Source organism: Tepidibacter aestuarii, from assembly GCF_934924865.1.
Classification (GTDB): Bacteria; Bacillota; Clostridia; order Peptostreptococcales; family Peptostreptococcaceae; genus Tepidibacter_A; species Tepidibacter_A aestuarii.
On sequence record NZ_OW235316.1, the window covers coordinates 1 to 12,010 of the forward strand.

Annotated in this window: 12 protein-coding genes and 1 pseudogene; 1 reads left to right on the forward strand and 12 read right to left on the reverse strand. The window is 28.0% G+C overall.

What is annotated here, in order from left to right; translation table 11 throughout:
- The 11 genes and pseudogenes from M2214_RS17915 to M2214_RS17965 form a co-directional block, all read right to left on the reverse strand.
- Positions 1 to 594: pseudogene (locus M2214_RS17915) on the reverse strand (electron transfer flavoprotein subunit alpha); the annotation flags it as partial.
- Between the two features lie 12 nt (positions 595 to 606).
- On the reverse strand, positions 607 to 1,395 hold the full coding sequence (locus M2214_RS17920; RefSeq protein ID WP_248484691.1) for an electron transfer flavoprotein subunit beta/FixA family protein: 789 nt from the start codon (positions 1,393 to 1,395) through the stop codon (positions 607 to 609).
- Between the two features lie 53 nt (positions 1,396 to 1,448).
- Positions 1,449 to 2,723 (reverse strand): nickel-dependent lactate racemase, encoded by a 1,275-nt coding sequence (gene larA / locus M2214_RS17925; RefSeq protein WP_248484693.1) that lies wholly within the window; start codon positions 2,721 to 2,723, stop codon positions 1,449 to 1,451.
- Positions 2,724 to 2,855: 132 nt separating this feature from the next.
- Positions 2,856 to 4,400, reverse strand: coding sequence for an L-lactate permease (locus M2214_RS17930; protein WP_248484695.1), 1,545 nt, complete (start codon positions 4,398 to 4,400; stop codon positions 2,856 to 2,858).
- Between the two features lie 180 nt (positions 4,401 to 4,580).
- The gene (locus M2214_RS17935; RefSeq protein WP_305879813.1) at positions 4,581 to 5,273 is read right to left on the reverse strand and encodes a FadR/GntR family transcriptional regulator; all 693 of its coding nucleotides are present in this window, start codon (positions 5,271 to 5,273) and stop codon (positions 4,581 to 4,583) included.
- A complete protein-coding gene (truA, locus tag M2214_RS17940) occupies positions 5,274 to 6,023 on the reverse strand; it encodes a tRNA pseudouridine(38-40) synthase TruA (protein WP_248484697.1) in 750 nt (249 codons plus the stop codon).
- Positions 6,024 to 6,399: 376 nt separating this feature from the next.
- Positions 6,400 to 6,636 (reverse strand): hypothetical protein, encoded by a 237-nt coding sequence (locus M2214_RS17945; RefSeq protein ID WP_248484699.1) that lies wholly within the window; start codon positions 6,634 to 6,636, stop codon positions 6,400 to 6,402.
- 41 nt (positions 6,637 to 6,677) lie between these two features.
- Positions 6,678 to 6,884: a hypothetical protein gene (locus M2214_RS17950; RefSeq protein WP_248484701.1), complete on the reverse strand. Its 207-nt coding sequence runs from the start codon at positions 6,882 to 6,884 to the stop codon at positions 6,678 to 6,680.
- 313 nt (positions 6,885 to 7,197) lie between these two features.
- Positions 7,198 to 7,842: an MBL fold metallo-hydrolase gene (locus tag M2214_RS17955; RefSeq protein WP_248484703.1), complete on the reverse strand. Its 645-nt coding sequence runs from the start codon at positions 7,840 to 7,842 to the stop codon at positions 7,198 to 7,200.
- An 80-nt stretch (positions 7,843 to 7,922) separates the two neighbouring features.
- Positions 7,923 to 8,222, reverse strand: coding sequence for a hypothetical protein (locus tag M2214_RS17960; RefSeq protein ID WP_248484705.1), 300 nt, complete (start codon positions 8,220 to 8,222; stop codon positions 7,923 to 7,925).
- Positions 8,223 to 8,300: 78 nt separating this feature from the next.
- Complete coding sequence (locus M2214_RS17965) at positions 8,301 to 8,897, reverse strand: DUF3793 family protein (protein WP_248484707.1); 597 nt, start codon at positions 8,895 to 8,897, stop codon at positions 8,301 to 8,303.
- A gap of 200 nt (positions 8,898 to 9,097) precedes the next feature.
- Here M2214_RS17965 and M2214_RS17970 point away from each other — a divergent pair, with 200 nt between their 5' ends.
- Complete coding sequence (locus M2214_RS17970) at positions 9,098 to 10,525, forward strand: spore germination protein (RefSeq protein WP_248484709.1); 1,428 nt, start codon at positions 9,098 to 9,100, stop codon at positions 10,523 to 10,525.
- Positions 10,526 to 10,565: 40 nt separating this feature from the next.
- Here the strand turns inward: M2214_RS17970 and purB are convergent, their stop codons facing one another.
- Positions 10,566 to 12,002: an adenylosuccinate lyase gene (purB, locus tag M2214_RS17975; protein ID WP_248484711.1), complete on the reverse strand. Its 1,437-nt coding sequence runs from the start codon at positions 12,000 to 12,002 to the stop codon at positions 10,566 to 10,568.
- Positions 12,003 to 12,010 lie beyond the last annotated feature (8 nt).

A 12,010-nucleotide genomic window follows, 5' to 3' on the forward strand; every position in this document is an offset into this window, starting at 1 on the left:
ATCTGTATTTTCCTGAACATCTAGTATTGTACAGTCTGCTGTTAATCCTGTTTTGAATCTAGCTGCTACTCTAGGGGCTAAAGATCTTCCTATTGTAGTTCCTCCTACTAAGACTATACTAGGTTTTGTTGTACTTATAAAATCTTCAAAAGCGGCAGTATATGGTTCTATTCTGAAATGTTTAAGCTCTCTGTTATCATATACAAAGACTTTATCTACTCCATAATGTAAAAGTTCTTTCGCACTATCGCCTATATTGTGACCTATAAACAAGCAGTATACAGGATGGTTTATTTTATCAGCCATTTCCTTAGCTTTTCCTATAAGCTCTAATGTAACTGGATGAATATTTCCATCAACATGATCTACATATACTACAATTCCTTTCCACTCATCTTTGTTAATCTTTATTTTATTGTTTTCTACATATTCAAAAACACCTTTAGGACCTTTTTTTACACATATCTTACACATTTTACAACCGGCATTAATGTCTAGCTTACCATTCTTGTATTCTATGGCATTGAATGGACAAAGAGATGTTAATTCTTCTGGGTTTTTTATCTTATCATTATTAATAATTATTTTTGCCATGCTATAATCCCCCTATACGAATTTTAATTCTTTTAATTTATTAAATAATTTATCTACAATTTCAAAACTTTCTTCTTTCCAAATTTCATGATCAACATTTGATTCAGGTGGGAATATTCTTTTTACTTGTGTAGGAGAACCGTTTAGACCATAATTGTTTTCATCTTTATCGTCAAAAGCATCTAAACTAAAAAACGGTATTTCTCGATCTTTGCTAGATAATTTTAATTTAAATGAAGGCAATCTAGGTTGAAAAATATCTTTTTCAACAGTTATCAGACAAGGATAACTTACTTCAACAACCTCTACAGTATTTGGCATATCCATCTCAACAATTAATGAATTTTCCTTTAGTTTTACAATTTTTAAAACATTTGCAATGTGAGGAATATTTAAAAATTCAGCCATCTCAGGACCTACTTGTGCAGTATCTCCATCTGTTGTCATTTTTCCGCAGATTATAAGATCTGGATTTCCTAATTTTTTTACTCCTTGAGCTATAGTATAAGCTGTAGCCAAAACATCAGCCCCTGCAAATTTTCTATCTGTTAAAAGGACACCTTCATCAACTCCCATCATAAATGCTTCCTTTATTACATCTGCTGCTTGAGGTGGACCCATACTTATTGCGGTTATTTTTCCTCCTTTTTCTTCTTTGATGTTCATAGCTGTTTCTATTGCGTATAAATCATATGGGTTCATTTTAGAGTCTATACCATCTCTTTTTAGCACACCTGTTTTTTCATCTACTTGTACTTCTGTAGTACCTGGTACTTGCTTAATACATACAAATATATTCATAACAATCCTCCTATTTTATATAAATGGGTATTGTGGTAATACCATTAAATGCATTATTTTACTACAACAGAAACTCCATCCGGAATGACAACAACTTTAGAACCTTTTCCTTTCAGCTCAAATGCTTTTATTAAAGCTTCTTCGAAAGTATATGCATGATCCATATGCATATCTTTAATCATTTGAGGATCGCACATATCAGTTACCATTATAACCTTATACTTATCTAAAATTCTTGCTAGAATTTGAAACTCCCACTGATCTGGTATGGTTTTATTTCTAGGAATTTTTAATACCTTATCTAATACCTCTTTAGGTGTAGATGCATTTGCCATTTGATCGTAAAAGGATTGACCTCCATGGCCATCATTACAAGCACAAACCATAATTATAATAGCATCTTCATTACAACAAGCCTCTGCAGATGTCATTCCCTTTACAGACTGATATATATTTTGATCTAGTGGATATCCTCCATTTGAAGTTACTACTATATCAGCTTTCACATTATCAACCTTAGAAAGATCTTTGACAAAATCGCAGCCTTTAGCATGAGCAAATTCGCTATCTCCACTAAATGCATTTATTATTTTTTTATCTTTATCTATCACAACATTCAATATGAATTCTAGATTTGAAACCTTAGCAGCATATAGCATATCAGTATGAATTGGATTACATTTTAAAATGCCAGTTCTAGCATTTTTGTTTGATATAAATTCAGAGCAATGATTAGCTAATATAGTCTCTGCTCCAGCAATTCCTGGAAGTATACTTTTTCTTCCACCTGAAAATCCAGCGAAAAAATGTGGTTCTATAAAACCTTCTGCTATTAAAAGTTCAGCTTCCATGGCTATTTTATTAAGCCATAATTCTCCTCCTGAAGGAAGTATACCTACTTTAACTAAGTCTTCTTTATTTTTTGACATATGGTTGATTATTGTTTCGTTTTTTACTATTTCTTCTCCAAATTTATTTATCATTTCTTCTTTTGTTGTAGGTCTATGATATCCAGTAGCTATTAATATTTTAATATCTATATCAGGAGCTATATTTCTTATTCTATCTAAAATGATTGGCATTGTAATTTTGCTAGGAACAGGTCTTGTATGGTCACTTGTAATTATTACCATGTTATTTTTTCCCTTTACTAATTCTTCTAATGATTTAGACTCTATTGGATTGTCTAGTGCCTTATGTACTATTTCTAATTGAGACAATTCCGGTCTATAATTATGTACTTTAGATTCTAATATTTTGATTAAATTTTTATCTGGGATATTTGCATCTATAGAACTTTTAGAGTAAGGCATTTTTATTGAAGCCATTAATAATCCCCCTTTATAATAAATAATAAAATATTTTAGATAAAATGGTGTATTGGTAGTACCAATTTAATAAGTATTTTATCACAATATTTCAAAAATTTCTATTAAAGTTTAATTTTTAACATAAGTATTTTATATAAATAAACTTACAATATAAACTAATATTCCTAAAATAACTACGTAAGCAGCACAAAATTTTAATGTTTTATTAAATATTTTCCCCTCACTTCCTATCATTCCTGTAGCAGAAGTTGCTATAGCAATACTTTGAGGTGATATCATTTTTCCTGCCGTAGCGCCTGACGTATTTGCAGCTGTAAGCCAATAAGCGTTTACATCTATTGATTTAGCTACTTCATTTTGAAGTGCTCCAAATAATACATTAGAAGAAGTGTCACTTCCTGTTATAAATGTTCCTAAAGCTCCTATTATAGGAGATATTAAAGGGAAAAATTTACCCGTAGTTTTAACCAATACTATAGCTAATGATGTAATCATACCGCTATACCCCATAACTTTTGCTAAAGCAACTATAGATACGACTGTAATCGTTGATTTATAAAGTTGCTTTAATGTAGATAAAAAAACTTTAATTATTTCTTTAATTTTAGCTCCTTGAATTAATCCTCCTATAAACCCAGCTAATATAATTAAAGTTCCTGGAGTAGAAATCCATTTAAACACAGTTTTACCTTCATAGATAACTATACTAGTTTTGAAATGACTTAAATATTCATTAATATTTGGGAATAGAGGGCTTGTGAAAATAATAAATGTAAACACGAGTATATACGGAATCCAAGCTAAAATACCTTCCTTAATTGTGATTCTATTTACAGTAATACTTGATCCAGTTTCACCTACACTGTATTCACTTTCAAAATCATCTTCTTTTTTCAAGAAAACCTTTGCCCAAAGAATAATCATTCCTAAAGAACAAATACTACCTAATAGCGCTGGAAGTTCTGCTCCTAAATATTTTGCACATAATAGTTGAGGAATTGCAAAACTAATACCAGATGCTAAAGAAATTCCAAATACACCTTTTAAACCTTTTATACTTTTAGTTGTTATTACAACTAGAACTATTGGAATAATTATAATAAAAATAGTTAGCTGCAGGCCTACATAGTAACTTAGTAAGTTAACATCAAGTCCTGTTACATTAGCTAAAGTAGAAACAGGAATACCGACTGCTCCGAAAGCTGTAGGAACAGTATTTGCAATTAGGCATATTACTGCTGCAAATATAGGATCAAATCCTAAAGAAATTAATATGCTTGCTGGAATAGCTACAGCAGTACCATATCCTGCAACAGCTTCTAAAAATCCCCCAAAGCCCCATGCAAGTATAAGAACTTGAATTCTTTTATCTCTAGATATACTAGAAAGCATTAATTTCATGATATCCATGCTTTTGGTATAAAGTGCTAAATTATAAGTGAATATTGCTGCTATTATTACAATCATTATAGGCCATAGCCCTAATACTACTCCTTCTATTGATACTAAGATAGCTGATCCAAAATCCATATTCCATACTAAAATCGATAGAAATATTGTTACTAAAAGACCTAAAGGACATGCTTTATGGGCTGGGATTTTTAAAACTCCTAAAGAGATCATTAACCATGCTACTGGAACTAAAGCAATTAAAAATAATAGATAAATATTCAATACTTTCCCTCCTTTTTCTTTATGGTAATATGGTAATACCATATCTGTTTTTAATTTACCTTAATTTTCAGAAAATTTCAAGAATAATTTATTTTTTAACATCTATCCTTTCGGAAACATGCATTTTTTTGGAAATATATACAAAAACAACCTGTTTTATCAGAACAGGTTGTTAATAAATTAATTAATGCAACTTTTATATATAAATTCCATATGTTTTGCCATACATATAGAAGCTTCTGTAGCATTTTTTTTAGATAATGCATTGTATATATCTTCATGATGCTTTATAAGTATCTGTTTATTCTCATTATTTGAAAGTATAATTTTTCTAGCATCCTTAATAAAAAAGTCCATTAAACTAGAAATAACGCTTAATATATTTACAATTAAAGAGTTTTTAGATATATCAGCTATTTTATAATGAAATTCCTTATCAAGTTTTACTTTTGTATCTTCATTTTCACATTCTTTTAACTGATTCATAATAATCCTAAGTTCTTCAATTTCTTGATTTGTTATTTTATGTGCTGCAAGAGCTACAGTTTCTATTTCAAGCATTTTTCTTAGTTCTAATATCTCTTCAGGTTTACTTTCTTGAAGTTTAAATATAACAGACAAAGGTTGAAATAATGTATCATCAAAATTAGATCTTATAAAATTTCCTTCTCCTTGTTTGCTTTCTATAAGACCCATTACTTGTAGTGCTCTCAATGCTTCTCTTATAGAGGTTCTACTTACACCTAAAAGTTCAGCTAAATCTCTTTCAGGAGGAAGCTTGTCCCCCTTTTTTAGGGTATCATTCATAACCATTTCTTGAATTTGATTTATAACATGTTCATAAACTTTTGTACTTTTAACTGGGGTAAACAACTACATCACCTCTTTATAATTTACTTTATATAGATATAAGCCTTGAGAGTATGCAGTAGATCCTGCTAATGACCTGTCTTTACTTTCTAGTATATCTTTTATATAATCAGGATTTATCTGTCCATGCCCTATATCTATTAAGGTGCCAACTATAATTCTAACCATATTATGTAAAAATCCATTTCCGTTTATTTTAATATCAATAAAACCATTTTCTATCTCTATATCTATATAATTTATAGTTCTAATACTAGATTTCTTTTTAGATTTAGAAGATTTAAAGCTAGAGAAATCATGTTCCCCTATAAGGTGCTTACAAGCTCTTTTCATATTATCAATATTAAGTTTATCTGGGATATGAGTTGTATATTTTCTTAAGAAAGGATCATGTATTTTATTGTTGTCTACTTTATATAAATAAGTTTTTGATACAGCATTATATCTTGAATGAAATCTAACATCTACTTCTTCTATGTTGCTAATAACTATATCCTGAGGTAAGTAATTATATAAATATTCATGCATTTTAGAAATATTCATTTGTGAATTAGTTTTAAAATTCGCTATTTGAGCAATTGCATGAACTCCAGCATCTGTTCTTCCAGAACCTATTATTTCTATTTTCTCATCTAGCATTTTAGAAACTACAGCTTCAATCTTAGCTTGTATAGTTGAATCTGTAGTTTTTAACCTTTGCCATCCTTTGTACTTGCTTCCATCATATTTAATTGTAATTTTTATATTTCGCATTATCGAGTATTCCTTTCTATTGTATAATAGTTATATTTTAATCATAACATTTTTTTTATGATATTATAACAAAAATAAAAAAATTCACTTTGTGTTAACTAATGGATAGGGTTTTCACCGAGTTTTAGTTGAAATTTATATAGTTCTTGTATATAAAAAAACTACCTATTTTATTAGGTAGCTTAATTAGTTATTATATTTATAATTTCCATCATACTACTTCCTTTTTTTATGCTTTTTTCTCCCACTCTAAGTTTAGAGCTCAAATCTAAACATCTAAGTAAAGTTAAAAAATCCTCTTTGCTAAGTATAAGTTCATTTTCATATAAAATATCAGCTACTTTATTGGAAGTAAATCCATTTTGTATAATTATATTTACGCACTCTTCTTTATCATTTTTTTTACAGGTTCTTTATTTGGAATTTGATCTCTATCCTCTTCCTCTTCATTTTGTGCTTCATTATTTATCTTATTTATTGATTGAGGAAATTCATTTTCTTTTTTACTTTCAGATTGTCCATTATTTTTATTTGCTAATATGTTTATGGAAGATCCTAGCAAAAGCCCTATTGATATACCTAGTACTAATATTAGTGTAAATATTTTATTCAATAAACTTCCCCCTAATTTAAATTATATAGTATGTTAATATATTACAATAAATAATATCCTTTATCAAGCAATTCAAAATAAAATTGAGCTGTTTTGTTAAGTTCTTCACCAAATAAAGCTATAATCTTCTTTTGTCTACCTTCAGAAGAAAGAATAATTTTACCTATATGTCTATTTTTTCTTTTTAATTTTTCTATTTTGTATCCGTTATCCAGATGATATTTTATATAATCTAACTTGTTTTCCATAGTTCACCTCTAATATAATTAATATAGTATATATATGATTATTATCAAAATATTAATTATTATTAAGAATTATGAATAAAACTACAAAAAAGTCTTTAAAATAAAGACTTTTTTGTAGTTATTATAAATCAAAACTTAATTCATATACAGTTTTCACCCCAGCTGAATTTTTAGTTCCGTATGACCTATGGGTAAGCTAATCAACAAGCTATTAAGTTCTTATTTCGAGCCTTAAGATGATGAAGTTTTAGAACTTTTAGTTTTCGGATAAATTATTATACTTTTAATAAATCTAATAATTTAAGAAAATATATTAACATAAGTTAATTATATACTTATATTCTTCATTTCTAGCTCGTATATTTTTCATTGTATCCCAATTGCCATGGCCAGGGTATATAATAATACTATCATCCCATTTTGAAACTATATTTTTGATAGTATTTATCATATCTTCTTCACTACCTCCTGGTAAATCTAATCTACCTATCCCATCATTAAATAAAGTATCTCCTGTAAATATTGTATTTTGATGTTCCGCTTTTAGAGAAATTCCTCCTTTTGTATGTCCTGGAGTATGGATTACTTCTAAAGGTATATTTCCTATATTTATAACTGAGCCATTTGAAAGAATTTTATCTGCATCAATTGATATTTGCTTTGTATTAGCTTTTTTAGATAAGTTTATACTTGGATTTTTAAGACCTTTTAAGTCTTTTTTATGAATTAATACATCGCTATTATATTGTTTTTTTAAGTCTTTTACAGCTCCTATATGGTCATAGTGGTGATGAGTAAGTATTATATGATTTAACTTTAAATTATTTCTATTTATATAATCTATTAATATTTTAGAATTATCACCAGGGTCTATAACGGCAGCATCAAGAGTGTGCTTATCGTGAATTATATATGCATTAGTACTTATTTTGCCTACAACAAATCTTTTTAATATCATATTAAGTCTCCTTTATTATATTAGGTTAAATATATTATATAATAAAGGAGACTTAATCCCAAGAATTTATATATTTATTTTTAATTATTTAAGACCTCCTTCATTTCATCATATGTTTCTTGTAAGAAATCTTCTATCATATCTTGTGTGATTAGATCCTTAATAGATGAAGAGGTTGTTTCGTAAAATTTTTGAGCTACCCACTGGAATTTTTCCTTATCAGTTTCAAAGTTTTTCTCAGCATAAAGCATAAGTCTATATGCTATCTCTTTTGATTGCTTTAAAGCTATTTTTTCACTAAGTGTTTTATAAATATAATATACATATCCAGCACTTATTAAAAGAATAAATATTATCCATACGTATATAGACTCAATCATACTAATTACTCCTTTACTTTTTATATATTATATTTATAAATAGGTTTATAAGTGATTAATATTACTTAAATAAGATGTTTATATTGCTTTTAAAACATTATTAACATTGTGGTAATTCAATAATTCTTTCATTTTATTTTTTGCGTTTATAAACTGCATATATTTAATGTCAGATATTCTAGAATCACCATACACTCTCCATCCATTTATTTTTGTAAGTTTTAATGAAGGGTGACCAATGAATCCCAATACATCTTTTAATGGATATCCTAGAAATATACCTATTTCGTCTGGAATATTTCCAGTTTTCATTTTTTCTATTATAAAATCAAGATATATATCGAAATCGTAATTATTAGGATATCCTATTGATTTTAAAAATTTTAAATTTCTATATTCTGATAATGTATTGTTTAACTCCGCTGAATTATAAAATAATATTTTAGTACATTTATTACAGTAACTAAATTCTTTGTAGGATATCTTACTGTTTTTATGTAAAATATGTTTAATTTCTGTTAATCTATATAAATTTTGTTTGTCAGAGTAAGGAAAACTTATTATTTCAGCAGGTTTCACTCCAAATATTACAGGTCCTAACAATTGTAGTAACCATTTTGTAAAAGAATCTGTATTATCATTTCTGCAAAAACAATTATTCAAGTTATTATTCATATATATCATCCGCCTTTTAAGAAAATTCAAATCAATTGAAAGTAAATATCATTTTCGTTTATATTAATATAATATTACAGTTTTGTATAAAATGTCAAATAATTTACGATTTAAATTGGATATTATATTAAGAGAATATTTAAACTAAATTAGAAGATAATAACTATATAAATTGAATAGGGTTATATGGAGGTTTAAAGATGAAAGTATCTTCTAGTTTAAATGATAATATTAAAACATTAAAAAAAACTCTTCCTATAGATAAAAGTTTTGATATAGTTAACAGAGAATGGACAATAGGAAATACAAAGGCTAATTTTGTATTTATAGATGGATTTACTAAAGATCAAATAATGCTATTTATTATGACTAAGCTTCAATCTATAAAAAATATAGATCACATTGATATAGATGTGATAAAAACTCTTTTAAAAAATGATATTCCTTATATAGAAGTTTCTACTTTTTCTGATTTTGAGGATATGAAACCAGCAGTACTTTCAGGAAATACAGCTTTATTTGTAGATGGACAATCAGAAGGTATACTTTTAGATGTAAGAGAATACCCTGTAAGAGGACCCCAAGAGCCTGATTTAGAAAAGGTCACAAGAGGTTCTAGAGATGGATTAGTTGAAACTATAATCTTTAACACAGCTTTAATTAGAAGAAGACTCAGAGACCCAGATTTAATATTCGAACTTACAACTATAGGTTCTCAATCTAAGACTGATGTTGCTATATCTTATATAGACAGTGCTATTAACCACGATTTTTTAGAACAATTAAAAAAGCAATTAGATAAAATTAAAACTAATTCTTTAATTATGGGAGAAAAAACCCTTGAGGAGTTACTTATTAAGAAAAAATGGTTTAACCCACTACCTCAGGTGCGCTTTACGGAAAGACCAGACGTTGTTGCTGCTCATTTATTAGAAGGGCACATAGCTATAATAGTAGACAATTCTCCTAGTGTTATGTTGCTTCCTGTAACAATTTTTCATTTTACTCAACATGCCGAAGACTATTATCAAAATCCAATGGTAGGTACTTATTTAAGGTGGGTTAGATTTATATCTATGATTTCTTCTATGATAATAACTCCATTATGGCTATTTTTAGTGTATAATCCAGAATTATTACCAGACGCATTAAAATTTATAGGTCCATCTAAAGTTGGTCATATTCCTTTATTTATACAGTTTATTTTATTGGAAATAGGGCTCGATACGCTAAGGCTTGCATCTATACATACGCCTAATTCCTTATCTACATCATTGGGAATTATAGGAGGATTAATTCTGAGTGAATTTGCAGTAAAGGTTGGTTGGTTTACTCCAGAGAGCATACTTTATATGGCTATTGCTGCTATTGGAACATTTGCTACACCTAGTATAGAATTTGCTATGGCAATACGAATATTTAGATTGTTTATACTAATCATGACTGGCGTATTTAGAAACGTAGGATTTTTCATATCTTTGATTATAGTATGTACTATAATTTGTACAACTAAGGGTTTTGCAAATCAATCATATTTATGGCCTTTAATTCCATTTAATAAAGATGCTCTTTTAAATATATTATTTAGAAAACCTATAGTAGAAATAAAAAGCAGTAAAAAAGATTAATCTTTTTTACTGCTTTTTACAATAATATATAGAGTTTAGTTTATACTTGTAAGTCTATGCTTAATCCAAGTCTATCTTTAAATATATCAATTATAGGATCAACCTCAATTTCTATAAACTCAATTACTTGTTCAGAAGCTCTACCTATGAAGTTTATAGGATCCATTATAGATAATATTTCATCTTCAGTCATTTTAAACTCAGGATCATTTATTATTCTATCCATCAAATCATTTTGCTTACCTAATTCTTTTACATTTTTAGCAGATTCCATTGAATAAACTCTTATCTTTTCATGAAGATGTTGTCTATCCCCGCCTCTTTTAACTGCTTCCATTAATATAGTTTCTGTAGCCATAAAAGGAAGTTCTTCATCGATATGCTTTTTAATCATATTTTCATATACAACTAGTCCATCAGTAACATTAATACCGATTTCCAATATTGAATCTATAGCAAGGAATGATTGAGCTATACTTAATCTTCTGTTTGCTGAATCATCTAAGGTTCTTTCTAGCCATTGTGTAGAGTGAACTAAAGCTGGGTTTAATGTTTCTGCTATTACATATTTACATAACGAAGAAATTCTTTCACTTCTCATAGGATTTCTTTTATATGCCATGGCAGAAGAGCCTATTTGATTTTTAGCAAAAGGTTCTTCTATTTCTTTTAAACTTTGAAGTATTCTTATATCGTTAGTCATTTTATGCATACTCTGAGCTATAGATGATAAAGTAGATAAAATTTGATGATCTAACTTTCTAGTATAAGTTTGTCCAGTTACTGCATATGATTTTTTAAATCCCATACTAGATGTTACAAGTTCATCTAATTGTTTTACTTTATCATGGTCTCCTTCAAATAAACTTAAAAAACTTGCTTGAGTACCTGTAGTACCTTTTACTCCTCTTAATTTCAAATTCTCTAATCTATTATTTAAATCTTCGAAATCTATTAATAAATCTTGTATCCAAAGACAAGCTCTTTTTCCAACCGTAGTTAGTTGAGCAGCTTGAAAGTGTGTAAATCCAAGAGTAGGTATATTCTTATAGTTAAAAGCAAACTTTTTTAAATTATTAATTAAATTTACAAGCTTGATTAATACTAATTCCATTGCATCTTTCATGATGATAATATCTGTATTATCACCTACATAGGCACTTGTAGCACCTAAATGTATAATGCCTTTAGCAGTCGGACATAAAAGTCCATAAGCTTTAACATGAGACATGACATCGTGTCTTGTTTCCTTCTCGAATTTTTTTGCATCATCAAAATTTATATTATCTATATTAGCTTTAAGTTCTTCAATTTGCTCATCAGTTATATTAATTCCTAATTTCATCTCACATTCAGCAAGAGCAACCCATAATTCTCTCCAAGTTTTAAATTTCTTTTCTGGAGAAAATATGTAACTCATATCTTTGCTTGCGTATCTTTGAATTAAAGGATTTTGATAATAATCGTGTTTTTGCATGATATCCT